The sequence below is a fragment of the Streptococcus sp. 2100 genome, from assembly GCF_013276335.1.
Lineage (GTDB): Bacteria > Bacillota > Bacilli > Lactobacillales > Streptococcaceae > Streptococcus > Streptococcus pseudopneumoniae.
Map to the genome: position 1 here is coordinate 116,937 of NZ_VMKV01000014.1, position 19,063 is coordinate 135,999.

Sequence of the window (19,063 nt, forward strand, 5' to 3'; positions counted from 1 at the left end):
ACCTAAGAGAAGAAGATGGCATTGTGCCAAATGATAAAATGGCAGATGAAATCAAGAGTGTTTTTGAATCAGTTAACGGCTTAAAAAAAATCCTAGTCCTTGCTCAGATGATGAATTTGGACGAAGATGCCCTTATCTGCGATTTAGCAGAAACCTATCAAATATACGACTATAAACAGCTACCTTTAAATCAGGTGGCTGTTTTTGCGTATGGTTTACGTGATGATTCACGGATAAAGCAGATCATGTCTGACCAAATTGTCTCTCTCGAAATTACTTTACTCGCAAATATCGTAGACAGACTTTCGATTTCTTTGTGGTTGCAAACAAAAGATGGTCAAAAGGGTGTTAATCGTCCTGCATCAATTGCTGGAATGCTTACAAAGAATAACAAAGAAGAGAGAGATGAAAGGGATTATCTCGTCTTTGAATCTGGTGAGGACTTTGAAAATTATCGCAAGGCTTTACTTGCGAAAACAGGAGGTGAGGAATAGTGGCGACCGAATTAGGAAAAGCCTATGTACAAATCATTCCATCTGCTAAAGGCATTAGTGGCATGATTCAAAAGGAAATGGGTGGTGAAGTCGCCTCCGCTGGCGTTAGCGCAGGCGAATCCCTCGGATCTAAAATGATGGGCGCTATTTCAGGAATTATTGCTGCTGCTGGAATTGGTAAGGCAATTGGAGCATCGATAAACGAAGGGGCAGCACTTCAACAATCGCTTGGTGGTATTGAAACCTTATTTAAAGACTCAGCTGATAAGGTTAAAGGCTTTGCGAATGAGGCCTACAAGACAACAGGTCTGTCAGCCAATGCCTATATGGAAAATGTAACAGGCTTCTCAGCCAGTCTGTTGCAATCTCTTGGCGGAGATACAGATAAAGCAGCAGAAACAGCTAATATGGCCATGATTGATATGTCGGATAATGCTAACAAGATGGGAACATCTATGGAAAGCATTCAGCTGGCTTATCAAGGGTTTGCCAAGCAAAACTACACCATGCTTGACAACTTGAAATTGGGTTATGGTGGTACAAAACAAGAGATGCAACGGCTTTTAGCTGATGCAGAAAAATTGACAGGTGTTAAGTATGACATAAATAACTTGTCAGATGTTTATAGTGCCATTCACGCCATCCAAGAGAATTTGGACATCACTGGTACAACAGCGAGAGAGGCAGCAACAACTTTCACAGGATCATTTGAATCTATGAAAGCAGCTGCTCAGAATGTGCTAGGGAAGTTGTCATTGGGTGAAGATATTCAACCTGCTTTACAAGCCTTAATGGAAACGACATCCACATTTCTCTTCGGAAACCTAATTCCGATGATTGGAAATATTTTGAAGCAAATTCCTAACCTTATTTTGGGAGGGATAAAGGGTGTGTTCAGTGGGATCTTTGGCGAAGGTCTAGGAAGTATCATGGGCGGTATCGTTACCGCTCTTGGTTCTGCATTTTTAGCATTTAAGGCATTTTCGGTAGTCTCGGGATTGCTATCGGGAATACCTGCTGTCTTAACGACAATTAAAACGGCAGTCACGGGTCTATTTACTGCAATGAGTGCCAATCCAATTGGAATTGCAATCGCAGCGATTGCTGCATTGACTGCAGGTTTGGTTTATTTCTTTACTCAAACTGAAACAGGTAGACAAATTTGGTCATCTTTTGTAGCTTGGATCAAACAGGCATGGCAGGGGATTGCTGATTTCTTTGTAAACCTTTGGTCTGGCATCTCTGAAGGTGCTAGTACATTGTGGGATGGAGTTGTTACAGCCTGGAATGCCGTTGTAACATTCTTTTCTGACTTGTGGGTAAGTATTCAAGAAGCTGCATCTGTGGCATGGACAGCTATCACAACAGCAGTGATGGCTATTGTTCAACCGTTCATTGATGGATTCATGAATATTTGGAACAATATTTCAGATGGTCTTACCCAAATTTGGGAAGGGGTTAAGATGATTTTCCAAGGTGCTTGGGAATTCATCAAGTCTATTTTCTTAGGTGCTATTTTAATCATCATTGACCTTGTGACAGGGAATTTTGACCAACTAAGTGCAGATCTTTCTCTAATTTGGGAAGGTATTAAAAATAGTGTTTCTATGATATGGGAAGGGATTAAAACATTCTTTTCTGGTATTGTAGATGCTATTGTTGGATATGGTATTGCTATTTTTGAAAACTTTTCTACCACTCTTAGTACAATTTGGAAAGGGTTGTCTGCTGCAGGTAAGGCTATCTTTGATGGTTTCGCTCAGATATTATCTAACATCTGGAGCACGATCAAATCTGTCGCAAGCAGTGCTTGGGAAGGTTTGAAATCAACCGTCTTAGGTCTGATTGATGGACTTGTACAAGGAGCTAAAAATGCTTGGGAAAGCATGAAACAAGGTGTTCGTGATCTTGTTGATAAGGTTACAAGCATATTCGATGGAATCAAAAACATTGACCTTTGGGAGGCTGGTAAGGCTATCCTTGATGGCTTTTTAAATGGTTTGAAATCTGCTTGGAGTGCAGTAACTGACTTCGTTGGTGGTATTGCTAGCTGGATTCGTGACCACAAAGGTCCGATTGAGTATGACCGTAAGCTCTTGATTCCTGCTGGTAATGCGATTATGCAAGGTTTGAATAGAGGGTTGCAAGACCGTTTTAAGGGTGTTAAGAAATCTGTCAGTGGAATGGCTGGTGAAATCTCAAACGCATTTTCAAACGATGATTTTGGTTTGAGTGGAACACCGACTATTGCCAAAAATATTGAAGCAAGTTTGGCCATGCCAAGTGCTCAAATTGAGGCAAAAGACAGTCAAACCGTGTCTGAGATAGCGATTCTGAGAGCAAGTATGGAGAAGATCCTTACTGCTATCCTTGAAAAGCCGTCAGATACTTACCTGGACGCTGATAAAATTTCAATGAGCGTCTACCAACGTCAAGGTGCGATTTACGCTAGGGAGGGAATGTAATGTTTTACATGATTATCAATGGTTTCAATACATCAACTATCCCTCACTGCGTGGTGACGGATTTTGGTCAGGTAGAGGCTGCTAAGCCTAGGGTGGCTGAAGATGCTAACCTCTACGGAGCCAACGGAAGTTATCGGGTGCTAGATGGGGGCTACGAGAGTTATGAACGGACTTTTTCGTTCTATATTCCTAAGTTACTGGATGTTTCGACTATCGTGGAGAAATTTCAGCCTAAGGACAATGTGCTAGAGTTTAGCTACCAGTTGGGGTCTGTCTTTTATGCAGATTTTATTGGCGCGACCTATAGCCCTCATGGTATGCATGCCTGGAAGCTAGAGCTTAAGTTGAGTATGCAACCGTTCCGCTATCAGAAAAATCTTGCTCCTCTTATTTTTACCGCAAGCGGTAATATCAACAATCCAGGATCTGTCTATAGCGAGCCTGTGATTGAGATTGAGGGAGACGGAGATATTTCTTTGACTATCGGAAGGACAACTATGCACTTGACCATTAGACGAAAAGTGACCATTGATTGTAGACATAAGAAACAGAATATCTACAACGCAGATGGTGTGGTTCAAAATACGCTACGAAAGCGTGGAGGCTTCTTTGAATTGGCTGTTGGCAATAACGGTCTGGTCTTTACTGGTGCGGTTCGTAAGGTCACAGTTCGGCCGAATTGGAGGTATATTTTATGATTTATCTTACAGAGGGAAATAGGCCTTTAAACGAGTCCTACAATGATGAAATTGTCCATTTGGGGAACAATACCTATCAACTGACCTTTCGTTTTCCTACATCGGATCCCAAGTGGGAATTGCTGAAAGAGGAAACTTTTCTGACTGCAGATGACCTGCATGGTGAGCAGGATTTTTATATTTTTGAGGTTGAAAAGCAACAAGGATATATTCAAGTCTATGCCAATCAGGTTATCAGCCTGTTAAATAACTACATCGTCAGCTCTATTGAGGTTGACCGTGTCAGTGGTACAAGGGTGTTGAGTGCTTTTGCTGGTAGTATTACCAGAGCCAATCCTTTTTCTTTCTTCTCTGATATTGATGATAGGCATACGCTCAACATCAAGGACAAGAATGCCATGGAGGTCTTGGCCAAAGACAAGCACTCTATCCTTGGTCAGTGGGGCGGAGATATGGTGCGAAATGGCTACAACTTACGTTTGTTGAAGAATGGCGGTTCAGAAAATGAATCGCTTTTTATGTACAAGAAAAACCTGTCTAGCTACCAGCATAAGACCTCTACCAAATCGCTGAAAACTCGGATAACCTTTAAAACAACCGTTAAAGGTGAGGGAGAAAATGCGGTTGACCATGATTATATGGTGGTGATTGACAGCCCCTTACTTGGGAACTACAGCCAAATCTATGAAGATGTCGTGGAGGTCAATGACCAAGACGTGACAGATGAGGCTAGCTTGATTGCATATGGTAAGCAGTATTTTCGGACAAGTATGTGCGACATGCTAGAAGATAACCTTGAAATCTCGGTTGTCGGTCAGAGTGATGTTGCGGTGCAGATGTTTGATGTGGTCAGTATCTACCATGAGTGGTACGGTCTTGATGTTCGTAAGAAAATCACCAAATATACCTATTCGCCAATGGCAAAACGCCTAAAATCAATAGGTTTTGGGACCTTCCAGTCCAGTCTTGCAAATGCGATCGGTGGGATTGTAAATGATGCCGTTTTGAATGAAAGCCGAAATCTGCATCAGATTTTTGAAGAACGTTTGAAAAAGGAAATCGCCAACGCTGACCGTGCCTTTGACGCTGAATTTACTAAGCGTGAGAAAGCTATCACGGATGCCATCGAACTTGCCAAGGCTAAGGCAGAAGAAGTTAAGCAAGAAGTGTCTGACACTATCAATCAGCGTTTCAATAGCTTTCATGATGAACCTTTACGAGAATCAAGGCGCAAGGCTGAGGAAGCTTTGAGACAAGCTGGCGCAAGTAGCTCTCTTGCTCAGGAAGCCAAGCGGATTGGGCTGGATTCTGTTGCTAGACTTGAAGCGTTTAAGTCGCAGACTAGGAGTGCTCAGACGGCTTTGTCGGGTGATTTGAATCTTCTAAAGCAGACAGTTACCAATGATATAAGCTCCAAGCAAAGGCAACTTAAAACTGACATTTCCAAACAAGTTCAAGCTCTCGGTCAGATAAAGAATGACTTGGCTGGAGTCAGAAGCTCTCAGGCAAGATATGAAGAGACGACTAAAGGCAGGCTAACTGCACTGACGAACAGAATGGAAGGGAAAGCTAACAAATCAGAAGTCAGGCAAACAGCAGAGACTCTGACGAGTCAGATAGACCGTATACAAGAAGAGAGCTCTACTCGTATTTCAACAATGACCTCTCGTTTTAATCAGCGCGCTGATGCGCTTGATGCTGGAGTGAGGCGTTTGACTGAAGGTCTCAGAACCAAAGCGGATATCAGCTCCCTCAATGTGACTGCTGAGAATATTAGGCAATCTGTGAAGAGTCTTGAGACAGACACGCAGAACAAACTAAATCAGAAGCTTAGTACGGCTGAATTTGAGGTGCGAGCTGGCTCTATCCGTCAGGAAATCCTGAACGCAACCAAGGACAAGGCAGATAAGACATTGATTAGGGCTGAAGCAGGGAAATTACGAGAAGAATTTTCAAATATGCAAGTTGGTGGTCGGAACTATTATCGTGATTCCGAGAAAATTCAACAGTCTCGTTTTGGTTTTGCGTTTGATAATCTAGATCTCTATCTTTCAAAGTCCGATATTGGGACAACTTGGACTCTCTCGTTTGATTATAAACTCGATGAAGTTGATGGTTCTTTTCCTTTCCATATGTCGCATAGTGGGGCGAATGGCTTTGGTATAGAGGGACAAAAAAAGTTCACTGCGACTAGGGAGTGGCAGCGATTTAGGCTTACAGGTTCGGTATTTTTTAAAGAGGATGCGCCCTCTGAATCCAAGCTACAGATGACCCTATTCAATTCAGATTTAGGATACGGAGGACCTATTTTCATTCGTAGGATTAAACTTGAAAAAGGTACCCTAGCGACAGACTGGAGTCCAGCGCTTGAAGACACCAATGGTCTCATCACACAAGCTAAGGCTAGCTTTGAGCGAACAGCGCAGGAATTGCGAACGGATTTGTCGGCTGTTCAGGCCTATGTTGCTCAAGATGGTCAAAGACAGGAAAGCTTACAGCGCTATACTCGTGAGGAGAGCGCGAGACAAGCAAGAACAGTTCGTGAGCAGATATCCAGAGATTATGTAGGGAAATCAAGCTATCAAGAAGACGTGGAGGGGATTCATCGGAGAATTGAAGGAGTTAAAACGAGTGCGAATAGAGAAATAACTAGCCAAATAGCTAGCTATCGTCAATCTGCCGACGGGACATTTAGGGATATTTCAAGCCAAATAACAACTTATAAGCAGGATATGACCAGGAACATTGCGAACCTATCCCATCAACTGGCAGGTAAGGTAGAGACTACTGACTTCCAGCGTGTTAAGGAAACCAGTGAACTTTACGAGCGGATTCTGGGTAATAGTGAAAATGGAATTGCAAATACGATTGCAAGAATGGCTATGACCAATCAACTGTTTCAGGTTGAGGTTGGGAAATATAGTGTAAGCGGCCCTAACCTCATTAAGAATAGTGATTTTAAAAATGATACGAATAAATGGGTCTCAACTCAAAATTTAGGAAGATTGGTTAAGCATAGCTTTTATCACAACGGGCAGAAAAACCTTATGCGTTTAAGCAATGCAACTAAAAACAAAAACTTTTTGTCTAGTCACCGTTTTAATCTTGAACGAAATACTGACTATGTACTGAATTTTAGAGGATTTAACAACAGTGCTCTAGCAAGCTATGATGTTTATATTTTGGGACGAAGAGCAGGCGAGAGCGATGGATTCACAATCTTTAAGAAAGTTGTTAGCAGCAAGAAACTATCTACCTCTAGATGCGAAGATGTCTCAGTAACTTTTAATTCCGAAGAAATGGATAATGCTTACATTCGTTTTGAGAACAATGGCTCATCATCAGGAACAGCTGATTTGTATATTACAGAAGTTGACTTGTACAAAGGTTATAAACCTAGAACATGGCAACCACATCCAGAAGATGCAGTCGCAGATGCGAATAAGAAGCTTGAAGCCACGCAAACAAAAATGACTCAACTAGCTGGCTCCTGGTTGGTTCAAAACATCAACAGTGCAGGTGATTTGATTTCGGGTATCAATCTAGGAGCCAATGGTCATAATCGTCTTTCTGGGAAATTAACCCATATAACAGGCGAGACCCTGATTGACAGAGCAGTCATCAAGTCTGCCATGGTTGATAAGTTGAAGACAGCTAATTTTGAATCAGGTTCAGTAACGACAGCTGTTTTAGCTGCCGAAGCGGTCACAGCTGATAAGGTAAAGTTTGATCATGCCTTTATTCGAAAACTTATTGCTAACGACGCCTTTATTGGAGAACTAACTTCTAAACGTATCTTTGCGACTAAGATTGAATCAGTTGTGAATCGCTCGACTTTCTTAGAAGCTTATCAGGGTCAAATAGGAGGGTTTACAATTGGTCGTTTTGCTCAAGGAAGAGGTCGCTGGATTTCTGGTGTCAACCAATTCTCGGTCGGCATGGGAAACGGCGAAGGCGGAAGCTACAATGGCGAAAATACCGCATTTTGGGCGAACTGGGGTTACAGTTGGAACAGTCCTGGCCCCAATGCTTGGTATGTGACAACGTTAGGAAACATGCATTGCCGAAACGGAGCAAATTTCCACGGTAGGGTTGACTTTTCGAATTCATCGAGAGCAAACTTCTATGGGAATACTACTTTTTCTCGTTCTCCTGTGTTTTTAAATGGTATCGAACTTGGAAGTAAAGACGTCTTTGGTGATGGTTGGAATCCCAAAGGCGGAAGGAATGCGGTTGTTTGGTGGAATCAGGTCGGTAGTGGTAGCGTGAAGTATTGGATGGAACAAAAATCAGACAGACGCTTAAAAGAGAACATCACAGATACAGCTGTGAAAGCCTTGGACAAAATCAACAGATTAAGAATGGTTGCATTTGATTTCATCGAAAGTAAGAAACATGAGGAGATTGGTCTAATAGCTCAAGAGGCTGAAACCATCGTTCCAAGAATTGTCTCACGAGATCCTGAGAATCCAGATGGCTATCTACATATAGACTATACCGCTTTAGTTCCTTACTTAATCAAGGCCATTCAAGAATTAAATCAAAAAATAGAAAAAATGGAGAACAGACATGGATAATCACACAATCGACAAGCTAGTCGCTGAGTCACTCGTCGACCGTTTGGCTGATATCGAATTGAACTATGCGCATTTAAATGTACACCATAGGCTGGCTTTGGCTGAATTACAGGCCTTTAAGGCGGTGCTGGAATATGACCCAGCGCTTAAAGAACTTTTTGACGAAACGCAAGCGAAAATGAAAGGAAATAAGGAATGAATTACGAAGTAGCAATCAATCCCTACTTGAAAGGTGGGGAAAATGTAACAGTTGTCGCAATCAAGATGGAAAACAAGGGGCGCTATTCTTATGAGCAGTGCGAATTGCCAGGTGACCATACACAGGATAGTGAGGACGCCCTTATCCAAGCGGTTTTGGAATTGGTTCGCACCGAACTGGACCCAACAAGCGCCATTGTCAAGAACCAAGAACAACTGGCTAAGACGACGGAAGCGCTGGAGAGAGCCAACCAGCTCATGGATGGCATGCAGAAGGTCAATCTCCAGAATGCTCAGGATATTGAGGATATCTTAGCGCGATTGGAGGAGCTGGAAGCTCAAGGAGAGTCTGACCAGGAGGAGACCGACGAGGACACCCCTCAGGTTACGGACACAGAAAACCAAGCTGAAGAAGCACAACCAACCCCAGCGGTAGAAGATAAGAAAGAAAGCGAGAAAGAAGATGACATTTCTGAAACGACAAACCAAGAGAGCCCTAGTGAAGACAATGGAGGTAGCAGCAATGAGTAAGATTACACTAGATCAAGCAAAAATCGACATGTACATCAACCTACTGGAACGTGGAGCAGTTGACTTTTCATGGGTACATAAACGCTGGAAAGACCGTGTGCGCAAGGAATTGAAGCGACGTGGTTTGAGCCATCTGGCAAACTAGCGAGGTGTTTATGACAGAGATTGAGCACTTATTGATTCGGTTTCTCTTTTCTCTGATTCCTGTGGTTGTCTTGTACTTTTCCATGAAGGACAGGGCAACCAAGCAGGAAAATCGCATGACAGCCATAGAAAAAGACATTGAGAACTTACGCGAATTTCGAATGTCGGCTAACAAAAGATTGGATAACCATGACGAACAAAATAAGGCTATTCTGGTGCTGGCTGAACAGGTCAAATCGCTAGGTGAAGATGTGAGAGAACTGAAAACCTTGATACAAAGTAAACAGTAAAGAAAGAGGTGCAGAATGGTCTGTAATCTCAATATGACCAATTTGCGGCAAATTGACGGTGGGCACCTGATTAAGCAAGGGGACTTGGCTTCCACCTTTGGTTTTGCCCTCTTAGACGAAGACTACCAAGTGATTTCCTCTCTGGAAGGGGAGGAGGCGCTGATCAGTCTGACCAAGGAGGGCTACCAGTGGAAGAAGCAGGTAACCGTTACCGGTCAAGGTGTGAGTTTTCATCTGGACGCTATCTTGCCCATTGGGAGTTATCGCTTGGAAATCACGGCTGGAGGCTATGTTTTCCCCAGTGATAAATCTGTCCATATCAAGATAGTCGCCTCAGATAAGGAATTGGTCACAGAAGAAGTCCATGCTTTAAAGGAGCTGGATATTGCAAAGGAAGTTGAGAAACAGCTTGCAGGTAGAACTGTAGGCGAGAGCCCAGTAGGTCAGGAATTGCCAGACCTGCTCTTTTATTACAATTTAGGAAAGGTGTAACACAAAATGGATACTACAAAATTAACAGCATTTGCGCAGGCAGTGGGGGAAGATAACAAAAAGGTAAACGAAGAGCTGAAAACGAAAGTCAGCACGTCTGACATGAACCAAGCAATCGCCCAAGCTAAATCTGAAGTTAAGGCTGAAATCTTGGGTGAAGGTACCCCTGAGAATTTGGACACACTGAAAGAAATCGCGGAAAAAATCACAAGTATGGGACAAGATGAAAATAGCGCACTTCTTGGCAAAGTAACTGAAGTCAGCGGACGTGTAGACCAGATTGCCAACCTTGACTTGGTCGCAACCTATAACGCAGCGAAAGCGTGAGTGCTATGAGTAACCTTGAAAATCTAGCAAGAGCAATCGGTGAGGATGTCAAGGCTATCAAAGAAGACTCAGAGCTAAAGGATAGGGAGGTTAAGAAAAGACTGGACACCCTTGAGAGTAGACCGAAAGTCCATCCAGAAACCCTCGTTACAAAAGCGGAGCTGGAAGAGAAAGGCTACTTGACCTCCCACCAAGACTTGTCTACTTATGCCCAAAAATGGGAGTTGTACAATGATATCCCCATCAAGGCTAGGATTTCCGCCTTAGAAAATCGTCCATCATTCGATACGCTGACACCGACTCAACGGGATAGCTTAAAAGGGGATAATGGGCATAGTTTGAATGCCAGCGTTCGTATTGAGGGTTCTTATAAGAATGGCTCTACTAGCCGATTGAATTTGTTTGCGGATGTATTCTACGATGGCGAAGCAGTCACGAGCGGCTATACTCTTGATTATTACTATCGTGGTTTTGGCTATACAAACTGGCGTTCTTTGAGAAATCAGACCCCTGATTCAGCAGGAAAATTTGGCACATGGAGTGCTTCTCAGCGTTCTGGTGGTTGGTTTGAAGTTCGCATTGAAGTGAATTACAGAGGATTGAGAGCCTCTGCTTTTACCCATTTGGATAATGTCAACGATGGTGAACAAGGGCGAAGTGGAGTTCCAGGTCAGAACATTGTCAATCAGAACGGTTCGCAGGCACTCAACTATTGGGCCGGTACGCAAGAGCAGTACGATGCTATTACTACCAAAGACCCTCACACGATTTACGATATTTTTAAGTAGGTGAAGCTATGAGAGATAGAGTAAGAATCATGTTAGGAAGTAGAGAGATTGTCAAGCGCTATATTGGCGATAGGTTGGTGTGGTCGAGTGGACCGTCATTATTATTGGAAGTGTTAAACACAAGAATGTGGCAGTACTGGGGTGGGTACAATATTGATATTAAAGGTAATGATATTAAGGTTGCTGCTATACGATATGTACAACTCAATAATAGCAGATTAATAAGAATTCAGGCTGATATGTATAACCGAGGAGTCATATATCTAACTGGTACAAACTTAAGGGAGTATATAGGTACCGTTAATGTTAAGTTTTATAGAGAATAGAAAGGAAACAACACATGACACAATTTAATGAATTTATTATCGCTTTTGCGACAGGCTTTTTAGCAGTAGCAGTAGGCAGTATCGTGAAAATGGTGAAAGACTATCTTTTGCGAAAAGGCGGAGAGAAAGCGGTGATTATCGCTGAAATCCTAGCCAAGAATGCAGTGAATGCCGTGGAGCAGGTGGCTGCTGAGACAGGTTATAAAGGTGATGAAAAATTGGCACAGGCTCGCACTAAAATCCGGGCAGAGCTGACCAAATATAAGATCAGCATGACCGATAAGGACTTGGATACCTTTGTGGAGTCCGCAGTGAAGCAGATGAACGATGCTTGGAGGGAGTAGGTATGGATATCGATACAAGCAGACTACGCACAGGCTTGCCACAAGTCGGAGTGCAACCTTATCGACAAGTACACGCCCACTCAACAGGCAACCGAAACTCAACCGCTCAAAATGAAGCAGACTATCACTACAGAAAGGACCCTGAACTAGGGTTCTTTTCACATGTTGTCGGAAATGGCCGTGTCATGCAAGTAGGTCCTGTGAACAACGGAAGTTGGGATGTTGGGGGCGGTTGGAATGCTGAGACCTATGCAGCGGTTGAACTGATTGAAAGCCATTCAACTAAAGAAGAGTTCATGACGGACTACCGCCTCTATATCGAATTGCTACGCAATCTAGCGGACGAAGCAGGCTTGCCGAAGACTCTTGATACAGACGACTTGGCAGGTATCAAGACGCATGAATACTGTACCAATAACCAACCAAACAACCACTCAGACCACGTTGACCCTTATCCATATCTTGCAAGTTGGGGCATTAGCCGTGAGCAGTTTAAGCAGGATATTGAAAGTGGCTTGACAATTGAAACAGGTTGGAAGAAGAACGATACAGGCTATTGGTATGTACACTCAGACGGCTCTTATCCAAAAGATAAGTTTGAGAAAATCAACGACACTTGGTATTACTTCGACGGCTCAGGCTACATGCTTGCGAACCGCTGGAAGAAGCACACAGATGGTAATTGGTACTGGTTTGACCAGTCAGGTGAAATGGCGACAGGCTGGAAGAAAATCGCTGAGAAGTGGTATTATTTCGACGTAGAGGGCGCTATGAAGACAGGCTGGGTCAAGTACAAGGAGACTTGGTATTATCTTGACGGTAAAGAAGGTGCCATGGTATCAAACGCCTTCGTCCAGTCCGCAGACGGAACAGGCTGGTACTACCTCAAACCAGACGGAACAATGGCAGACAAGCCAGAGTTCACAGTAGAGCCAGACGGCTTGATTACGACTAAATAATTTAAAAAAATAAAAGGAAAGGAAAACTTTTCTAAAATGTTTATCTACCCCACAGGACTCGTCCTTGTGGGGATTTTTTTGTTAAAAAGAGTAAGAAACATTGACTTTTTTAAAGAAAGATGTCATAATCAAGTTAATTCAAAAAAATATTATGGAGCGAGTAGGAGGAATTTGGGATGTTAAAAAATACAAAACAACCTCAATACTTTAAGTCTTTTTTACTTGGTATGACAGCAATTGTATTGCCTGTTTTTAGCTTTAACCAGAACATTTCGAAAGTAAAAGCTGATACAGTCCCAGACTGGAAGAAAGTCAAAAGTGATTACAAGAAATCAACGATGGGCATTCAGAAAGAGGTAATGAAATTTGGATACCGAGAATAAAGATTTGATTGAAGTCAATAATATTGTTGATGAAGTCGAGCGCTTACCACATGAACAGCGTCAAGTAGTTTTACAGAAGTTGGAAATCTATCAAGGTGACCTACCTCATCCAGATATTCTCAAAGGATATAAAGAGCTATATCCGGATGCTGCTCAAAAGATTATTGATAATGGTATTGCAGAAAGCCAACATCGTAGAGAGATGGAAGATAAATACTTATCAGGGAATATTGCTTCTCATAAATTGGGACAGTTATTTGGCTTTTTAATCGCCCTCGTTGTTATTATTGGTGGAATTTACTTAATAGCAACAGATAAACAAATTGCAGGTAGTGTCTTAACTGGAACTACTGCATTAGGGCTAATTGGTTTGTTTACAGGGAATAATCAAAATAAAAACAAAGACAAAGAATAATTTTTCACCGCAGGCTCAGGCTTGCGGTTTTTTGTTTGTCTGAATCAAGAAAACATCTAACCAACCGACATTAATGTCGGTAGCAAAATAAATGATTTGTCTGAAAAATTGACTTGTTGACATCAACAAATAGCTTTATAAAGCGCTTGGTTGCCAATTTTGTTGATGTTAACAAAATTAGAGTTTATATTTCTATTTTGCAAAAACAGGCATTTTGAACGATTAGAAAGTAAAATCACAATCCTATTGTTCAAAAAAGCGTTTACATGAAGAATATGGAGAGGAAATCGTGGTGTATTATTGTCAAAAACGGTGTTTTGTTAAAAATAAAAAACAGTGACCGAAATCACTGCTTTTTAAGTTCCTGGGCGTATGTTATCATGCTGATAGCGTGTTTTAGACGCATATTCATAATATCCGATACACCATTTTTATACTTGTCCACGGCCTGAATAGACATGCCACAGTTTTTGCTAATAGCATAGGCTGTGGCGTTGTCTAAAAGCCAGCGGATAGCTTCAATATCTACTGACATATATTACCTCGTAAAATACCAAACTGCAAATAGGAGTAGAAGAAGTCCAATAATAAATTCAACTTTTTCACGCTTGGTGGTTTTTCTAACTTTAAGATTTACTTTCATTGTTTTTCCTGTTATAATTTAAGTACACCCCCGAAGGGGTGGATAGTGATTTTTCACTATCCAAATTCGATGTGCCATTCAAAGCTGATTATAAATAAGTTTATTTTGACTACTAGCTTATTTGTTTTTGCTTTGAGTGGTTTCTTTTTGAACTTAAACATTTCATGTTCCTTTCTACTAGTTTCCTTGTCTAAGGTTTCCTCCTTAACCTTATGTATCCATTATACAACTTTGGTTGCATAATGTCAATAGTTTTGATGGAGTTTTTTTATTTTATTTTTAAAAGACTGTGAGTAATCACGGTTTTCTATTTATAAACTATTAGAATTAAATTGAAACCTTCTCAACTATACGGGCAAAGATGATTGTAAAAATGAATACGAAGATGAATACGATTTAAAAAAACGATGGAAATTAGTGTAAATGATTTTAACGAAAAATAAGTAAAAACTCAACTATTTACAAGTGATGATAACTATTTGTAAACGTTTTTCACTTATGGTATAATAAGCATTGTATTTATTGTATATGAATCTGGAGAAAAAATCAAAGATATTTTTGAAGGATAATATGAGAATAAGGGAGAATATATGACCTTAGAATGGGAAGAATTTCTAGATCCTTACATTCAAGCTGTTGGTGAGTTAAAGATTAAACTTCGTGGCATTCGTAAGCAATATCGTAAGCAAAATAAGCATTCTCCGATTGAATTTGTGACCGGTCGAGTCAAGCCAATTGAGAGTATAAAAGAAAAAATGGCCCGTCGTGGTATTACTTATGCGACCTTGGAGCACGATTTGCAGGATATTGCTGGTTTGCGTGTGATGGTCCAGTTTGTAGATGACGTTAAGGAAGTAGTGGAGATTTTGCACAAGCGTCAGGACATGCGAATCATACAGGAGCGAGATTACATTACTCATCGAAAAGCATCAGGCTATCGTTCCTATCATTTGGTAGTAGAATATATGGTTGATACCATCAATGGAGCCAAGACTATTTTGGCAGAAATTCAAATACGTACCTTGGCCATGAATTTCTGGGCAACGATAGAACATTCTCTCAACTACAAGTACCAAGGGGATTTCCCAGAGGAGATTAAGAAGCGACTGGAAATTACAGCTAGAATCGCCCATCAGTTGGATGAAGAAATGGGTGAAATTCGTGATGATATCCAAGAAGCCCAGGCACTTTTTGATCCTTTGAGTAGAAAATTAAATGACGGTGTAGGAAACAGTGACGATACAGATGAAGAATACAGGTAAACGAATTGACCTGATAGCCAATAGAAAACCGCAGAGTCAAAGGGTTTTGTATGAATTGCGAGATCGTTTGAAAAGAAATCAGTTTATACTCAATGATAGCAGTCCGGACATTGTCATTTCCATTGGTGGAGATGGCATGCTCTTATCGGCCTTTCATAAGTATGAAGACCAACTTGATAAGGTACGCTTTATCGGTCTTCATACAGGACATCTGGGCTTTTATACCGATTATCGTGATTTTGAGTTGGATAAGTTAATGACCAATTTGCAGCTAGATACCGGAGCAAGGGTTTCTTACCCTGTTCTAAATGTGAAGGTTTTTCTTGGAAATGGAGAGGTCAAGATTTTTCGTGCCCTCAATGAAGCCAGCATCCGCAGGTCTGATCGAACCATGGTGGCAGATATTGTCATCAATGGTGTTCCCTTTGAACGTTTTCGTGGAGACGGGCTAACAGTTTCAACACCGACTGGTAGTACGGCTTATAACAAGTCTCTTGGCGGTTCTGTTTTACACCCTACCATTGAAGCTTTGCAATTAACGGAAATTGCCAGCCTCAATAATCGTGTCTATCGAACGCTGGGCTCTTCCATTATCGTTCCTAAGAAGGATAAGATTGAACTCATTCCAACGAGAAATGATTACCATACCATTTCGGTTGACAATAGCGTTTATTCTTTCCGTAATATTGAGCGTATTGAGTATCAAATCGATCATCATAAGATTCACTTTGTCGCGACTCCTAGCCATACTAGTTTCTGGAACCGTGTTAAGGATGCCTTTATCGGCGAGGTGGACGAATGAGGTTTGAATTTATCGCAGATGAGCATGTCAAGGTTAAGACCTTCTTAAAAAAGCACGAGGTTTCTAAGGGGCTTCTGGCCAAGATTAAGTTTCGAGGTGGGGCTATTCTGGTCAATGACCAACCACAAAATGCAACCTATCTATTGGATCTTGGGGACCGCGTTACTATCGATATTCCCGCTGAGGAAGGCTTTGAAACCTTGGAAGCTATCGAGCGCCCACTGGATATTCTCTATGAGGATGACCACTTTCTAGTCTTGAATAAACCCTATGGAGTTGCCTCTATTCCTAGTGTTAACCACTCCAATACTATTGCCAATTTTATCAAGGGTTACTACGTCAAGCAAAATTACGAAAATCAGCAAGTTCACATTGTGACCAGGCTTGATAGGGATACTTCTGGCTCGATGCTCTTTGCCAAGCACGGCTATGCCCATGCACGATTGGACAAGCAGTTGCAGAAGAAGTCCATTGAAAAACGCTACTTTGCTTTGGTTAAAGGTGATGGACACTTGGAGTCAGAGGGGGAAATTATTGCCCCGATTGCGCGTGATGAAGACTCCATTATTACCAGACGGGTGGCTAAAGGTGGAAAATATGCCCATACTTCCTACAAGATTGTAGCTTCTTATGGAAATATCCACTTGGTCGACATTCGGCTGCACACTGGTCGAACCCACCAAATTCGAGTCCACTTTTCTCATATTGGTTTTCCTTTGTTGGGCGATGATTTGTACGGTGGTAGTCTGGACGACGGCATCCAACGTCAGGCCCTGCATTGCCATTACCTATCCTTTTATCATCCATTTTTAGAGCAAGATTTGCAGTTAGAAAGTCCCTTGCCGGATGATTTCAGCAACCTTATTACCCAGTTATCAACTAATACTCTATAAAAACTGTTTCAGAGTATAATTATTATCTTAAAGGAGAAAACTCATGGAAGTTTTTGAAAGTCTCAAAGCCAACCTTGTTGGTAAAAATGCTCGTATCGTTCTCCCTGAAGGGGAAGAGCCACGTATTCTTCAAGCGACTAAACGTTTGGTAAAAGAAACAGAAGTGATTCCTGTTTTGTTAGGAAATCCTGAAAAAATTAAAATTTATCTTGAAATTGAAGGGATCATGGATGGTTATGAAGTCATTGACCCTCAACATTATCCTCAATTTGAAGAAATGGTTGCTGCCTTGGTGGAGCGTCGCAAGGGCAAAATGTCTGAAGAAGATGCACGCAAGGTTTTGGTTGAAGATGTAAACTACTTTGGTGTTATGTTGGTTTACTTGGGCTTGGTTGATGGAATGGTGTCAGGTGCGATTCATTCAACTGCTTCAACAGTTCGTCCAGCCCTACAAATCATTAAAACTCGTCCAAATGTAACTCGTACTTCAGGTGCCTTCCTCATGGTTCGTGGCTCTGAACGTTACCTATTTGGAGACTGTGCTATCAACATCAATCCAGATGCAGAAGCTTTGGCTGAAATTGCCATCAACTCAGCAATCACAGCTAAGATGTTTGGAATCGAGCCTAAAATTGCTATGCTAAGCTATTCTACTAAAGGTTCAGGTTTTGGTGAAAGCGTTGATAAGGTCGTTGAAGCAACTAAAATTGCTCACGACTTGCGCCCTGACCTTGAAATCGATGGTGAGTTGCAATTTGATGCAGCCTTTGTTCCTGAAACTGCAGCTTTGAAAGCTCCTGGAAGTACGGTAGCTGGTCAAGCAAATGTCTTCATCTTCCCAGGTATCGAGGCAGGAAATATCGGATACAAGATGGCTGAACGTCTTGGTGGCTTTGCGGCAGTAGGTCCTGTTTTGCAAGGTTTGAACAAGCCTGTTAACGACCTCTCTCGTGGATGTAATGCAGATGATGTTTACAAGTTAACCCTTATCACAGCAGCTCAAGCAGTTCATCAATAGTGAAAACTATAAAGCGATATACTATGCTATACTGTAGTTATGAAACTATGTACGAAAAGCACTGCCATTAACTCCTGAGAACTAAATTACTGATTGGTGTCAAAAAGGACAACTTCCAAGCGATGATATCCTGTCTATATACGACCTATAGAAATCTGTAATATACATGTCCGTAAAACGATAAATTCCCTTTTTGATTTTAAATGAGTATGAAAAGAGAATTTTTTCATGAGAAAACGCATAATATTGAGTGTTTTGACACCTGCTATTATGCGTTTTTTATAATTTTTGCACCTTTCTTAGCCTTTGTTATCGACAAGTATTGTTTTCTAGCTTCTTGTTTTTAGAATGGCAATTTCCCAGCGAAAGCACCCAGTTTTTTCTTGGTAGTTTTATCGATTTGTTCAAGAGCAGAGTTGATGGCTTGAACGGTCATATCAGAAAGAGTTTCAAGGTCCTCTGGGTCAACGACAGCTGGATTAAAGTCAATGCTGACAACTTTCTTATCTCCAGTTAAGGTCGTTTGGACAAGGTCTTGAGCAGATTTGCCAACAAATTGCATGGCAGCAAGTTCGGCCTGGCTTTGTTCCATTTGTTTTTGAAGTTTTTGTGCTTGACGCATCATGTTTTGCATGTTCATCATAAGATTTCTAAAGTTCCTTTCATCTCAAGGGGATAATCCTTGTTGTTAACAAGTGCCTGATTTTCTCTCCTAATTGTTATTAGTAGCATAGCCATCAAGCCCAAGTATTGATTTTATTATACCATTTTTTTAAGACATAGTCTTTTATTGGTGAGAGTTATTTATATCAAGGAGTGATTAGAAATAAATTAAAATAATTATTTTTGTTAAGAGGGGCTCTATTCTAGTTTCATGGAAATGATTTTACTAAAGGTTTGTATGCTTTGTCTACAAACATGTTACCTCTATCTATTTTCGGATAAATAGTTGTCTATTATTATTTTTATGCTAATAGTAAAATCTAAATGGTAGCCTCCCGACTTTATCACTTA

General features: G+C 41.3%; 21 protein-coding genes. 19 read left to right on the top strand and 2 right to left on the bottom strand.

What is annotated here, in order from left to right:
- The first annotated feature begins 107 nt into the window (after positions 1–107).
- The 15 genes from HT669_RS02805 (at position 108) to HT669_RS02875 (ending at position 13,431) form a co-directional block, all read left to right on the top strand.
- Positions 108–494 (top strand): DUF5361 domain-containing protein, encoded by a 387-nt coding sequence (locus HT669_RS02805; RefSeq protein WP_172922626.1) that lies wholly within the window; start codon positions 108–110, stop codon positions 492–494.
- Positions 494–2,959, top strand: a complete 2,466-nt coding sequence (locus tag HT669_RS02810) for a PblA (RefSeq protein ID WP_172922625.1) — start codon at positions 494–496, stop codon at positions 2,957–2,959. Before HT669_RS02805 ends, HT669_RS02810 begins: the two co-directional genes overlap by 1 nt.
- Positions 2,959–3,657 carry an adenylosuccinate synthetase gene (locus HT669_RS02815; RefSeq protein WP_050223711.1) on the top strand — a complete coding sequence of 233 codons (699 nt, stop codon included), beginning with the start codon at positions 2,959–2,961 and terminating at the stop codon, positions 3,655–3,657. The genes HT669_RS02810 and HT669_RS02815 overlap by 1 nt, the downstream gene beginning before the upstream one ends.
- Complete coding sequence (locus HT669_RS02820) at positions 3,654–8,234, top strand: phage tail spike protein (protein WP_172922624.1); 4,581 nt, start codon at positions 3,654–3,656, stop codon at positions 8,232–8,234. Before HT669_RS02815 ends, HT669_RS02820 begins: the two co-directional genes overlap by 4 nt.
- On the top strand, positions 8,227–8,433 hold the full coding sequence (locus HT669_RS02825; RefSeq protein ID WP_000368698.1) for a hypothetical protein: 207 nt from the start codon (positions 8,227–8,229) through the stop codon (positions 8,431–8,433). The genes HT669_RS02820 and HT669_RS02825 overlap by 8 nt, the downstream gene beginning before the upstream one ends.
- Positions 8,430–8,963: a hypothetical protein gene (locus tag HT669_RS02830; RefSeq protein WP_001105679.1), complete on the top strand. Its 534-nt coding sequence runs from the start codon at positions 8,430–8,432 to the stop codon at positions 8,961–8,963. The genes HT669_RS02825 and HT669_RS02830 overlap by 4 nt, the downstream gene beginning before the upstream one ends.
- The gene (locus HT669_RS02835; protein WP_000036642.1) at positions 8,956–9,108 is read left to right on the top strand and encodes a hypothetical protein; all 153 of its coding nucleotides are present in this window, start codon (positions 8,956–8,958) and stop codon (positions 9,106–9,108) included. Before HT669_RS02830 ends, HT669_RS02835 begins: the two co-directional genes overlap by 8 nt.
- 10 nt (positions 9,109–9,118) lie before the next feature.
- On the top strand, positions 9,119–9,397 hold the full coding sequence (locus HT669_RS02840) for a hypothetical protein (RefSeq protein WP_000134981.1): 279 nt from the start codon (positions 9,119–9,121) through the stop codon (positions 9,395–9,397).
- Positions 9,398–9,430: 33 nt separating this feature from the next.
- On the top strand, positions 9,431–9,889 hold the full coding sequence (locus HT669_RS02845) for a hypothetical protein (RefSeq protein WP_240148178.1): 459 nt from the start codon (positions 9,431–9,433) through the stop codon (positions 9,887–9,889).
- 6 nt (positions 9,890–9,895) lie between these two features.
- A complete protein-coding gene (locus HT669_RS02850; protein ID WP_000381730.1) occupies positions 9,896–10,216 on the top strand; it encodes a hypothetical protein in 321 nt (106 codons plus the stop codon).
- 5 nt (positions 10,217–10,221) lie between these two features.
- On the top strand, positions 10,222–11,004 hold the full coding sequence (locus HT669_RS02855) for a hypothetical protein (protein WP_000067166.1): 783 nt from the start codon (positions 10,222–10,224) through the stop codon (positions 11,002–11,004).
- Positions 11,005–11,344: 340 nt separating this feature from the next.
- Positions 11,345–11,674: a phage holin gene (locus HT669_RS02860; protein ID WP_055387702.1), complete on the top strand. Its 330-nt coding sequence runs from the start codon at positions 11,345–11,347 to the stop codon at positions 11,672–11,674.
- Positions 11,675–11,676: 2 nt separating this feature from the next.
- The gene (locus HT669_RS02865) at positions 11,677–12,633 is read left to right on the top strand and encodes an N-acetylmuramoyl-L-alanine amidase family protein (RefSeq protein ID WP_172922081.1); all 957 of its coding nucleotides are present in this window, start codon (positions 11,677–11,679) and stop codon (positions 12,631–12,633) included.
- Between the two features lie 176 nt (positions 12,634–12,809).
- Positions 12,810–13,016: a hypothetical protein gene (locus tag HT669_RS02870; protein ID WP_000917045.1), complete on the top strand. Its 207-nt coding sequence runs from the start codon at positions 12,810–12,812 to the stop codon at positions 13,014–13,016.
- The gene (locus HT669_RS02875; protein WP_000379281.1) at positions 13,000–13,431 is read left to right on the top strand and encodes a DUF2335 domain-containing protein; all 432 of its coding nucleotides are present in this window, start codon (positions 13,000–13,002) and stop codon (positions 13,429–13,431) included. The genes HT669_RS02870 and HT669_RS02875 overlap by 17 nt, the downstream gene beginning before the upstream one ends.
- A 346-nt stretch (positions 13,432–13,777) precedes the next feature.
- Here the strand turns inward: HT669_RS02875 and HT669_RS02880 are convergent, their stop codons facing one another.
- Positions 13,778–13,966, bottom strand: a complete 189-nt coding sequence (locus HT669_RS02880; protein WP_000109850.1) for a hypothetical protein — start codon at positions 13,964–13,966, stop codon at positions 13,778–13,780.
- 698 nt (positions 13,967–14,664) lie between these two features.
- On the opposite strand from HT669_RS02880, the gene HT669_RS02885 reads away from it, so the two are divergent.
- The 4 genes from HT669_RS02885 to pta are packed head-to-tail and all read left to right on the top strand — an operon-like array spanning position 14,665 to position 18,049.
- On the top strand, positions 14,665–15,336 hold the full coding sequence (locus tag HT669_RS02885; protein WP_000171679.1) for a GTP pyrophosphokinase family protein: 672 nt from the start codon (positions 14,665–14,667) through the stop codon (positions 15,334–15,336).
- Positions 15,320–16,138, top strand: a complete 819-nt coding sequence (locus HT669_RS02890) for an NAD kinase (protein ID WP_050207566.1) — start codon at positions 15,320–15,322, stop codon at positions 16,136–16,138. Before HT669_RS02885 ends, HT669_RS02890 begins: the two co-directional genes overlap by 17 nt.
- Positions 16,135–17,031: an RluA family pseudouridine synthase gene (locus HT669_RS02895; RefSeq protein WP_001209995.1), complete on the top strand. Its 897-nt coding sequence runs from the start codon at positions 16,135–16,137 to the stop codon at positions 17,029–17,031. The genes HT669_RS02890 and HT669_RS02895 overlap by 4 nt, the downstream gene beginning before the upstream one ends.
- A gap of 43 nt (positions 17,032–17,074) precedes the next feature.
- The gene (pta, locus tag HT669_RS02900) at positions 17,075–18,049 is read left to right on the top strand and encodes a phosphate acetyltransferase (protein ID WP_000451579.1); all 975 of its coding nucleotides are present in this window, start codon (positions 17,075–17,077) and stop codon (positions 18,047–18,049) included.
- 343 nt (positions 18,050–18,392) lie between these two features.
- Here the strand turns inward: pta and HT669_RS02905 are convergent, their stop codons facing one another.
- The gene (locus HT669_RS02905; protein ID WP_050971582.1) at positions 18,393–18,692 is read right to left on the bottom strand and encodes a YbaB/EbfC family nucleoid-associated protein; all 300 of its coding nucleotides are present in this window, start codon (positions 18,690–18,692) and stop codon (positions 18,393–18,395) included.
- Positions 18,693–19,063: the final 371 nt, after the last annotated feature.

Coding starts and splice junctions, on each gene's coding strand:
- HT669_RS02890 (WP_050207566.1), top strand. CDS start 15,320: ATGAAGAATACAGGTAAACGAATTGACCTGATAGCCAATAGAAAACCG.
- HT669_RS02855 (WP_000067166.1), top strand. CDS start 10,222: ATGAGTAACCTTGAAAATCTAGCAAGAGCAATCGGTGAGGATGTCAAG.
- pta (WP_000451579.1), top strand. CDS start 17,075: ATGGAAGTTTTTGAAAGTCTCAAAGCCAACCTTGTTGGTAAAAATGCT.
- HT669_RS02870 (WP_000917045.1), top strand. CDS start 12,810: ATGTTAAAAAATACAAAACAACCTCAATACTTTAAGTCTTTTTTACTT.
- HT669_RS02895 (WP_001209995.1), top strand. CDS start 16,135: ATGAGGTTTGAATTTATCGCAGATGAGCATGTCAAGGTTAAGACCTTC.
- HT669_RS02835 (WP_000036642.1), top strand. CDS start 8,956: ATGAGTAAGATTACACTAGATCAAGCAAAAATCGACATGTACATCAAC.
- HT669_RS02820 (WP_172922624.1), top strand. CDS start 3,654: ATGATTTATCTTACAGAGGGAAATAGGCCTTTAAACGAGTCCTACAAT.
- HT669_RS02825 (WP_000368698.1), top strand. CDS start 8,227: ATGGATAATCACACAATCGACAAGCTAGTCGCTGAGTCACTCGTCGAC.
- HT669_RS02880 (WP_000109850.1), bottom strand. CDS start 13,966: ATGTCAGTAGATATTGAAGCTATCCGCTGGCTTTTAGACAACGCCACA.
- HT669_RS02840 (WP_000134981.1), top strand. CDS start 9,119: ATGACAGAGATTGAGCACTTATTGATTCGGTTTCTCTTTTCTCTGATT.
- HT669_RS02905 (WP_050971582.1), bottom strand. CDS start 18,692: ATGATGAACATGCAAAACATGATGCGTCAAGCACAAAAACTTCAAAAA.
- HT669_RS02845 (WP_240148178.1), top strand. CDS start 9,431: ATGACCAATTTGCGGCAAATTGACGGTGGGCACCTGATTAAGCAAGGG.
- HT669_RS02830 (WP_001105679.1), top strand. CDS start 8,430: ATGAATTACGAAGTAGCAATCAATCCCTACTTGAAAGGTGGGGAAAAT.
- HT669_RS02815 (WP_050223711.1), top strand. CDS start 2,959: ATGTTTTACATGATTATCAATGGTTTCAATACATCAACTATCCCTCAC.
- HT669_RS02860 (WP_055387702.1), top strand. CDS start 11,345: ATGACACAATTTAATGAATTTATTATCGCTTTTGCGACAGGCTTTTTA.
- HT669_RS02805 (WP_172922626.1), top strand. CDS start 108: ATGATGAATTTGGACGAAGATGCCCTTATCTGCGATTTAGCAGAAACC.
- HT669_RS02850 (WP_000381730.1), top strand. CDS start 9,896: ATGGATACTACAAAATTAACAGCATTTGCGCAGGCAGTGGGGGAAGAT.
- HT669_RS02885 (WP_000171679.1), top strand. CDS start 14,665: ATGACCTTAGAATGGGAAGAATTTCTAGATCCTTACATTCAAGCTGTT.
- HT669_RS02865 (WP_172922081.1), top strand. CDS start 11,677: ATGGATATCGATACAAGCAGACTACGCACAGGCTTGCCACAAGTCGGA.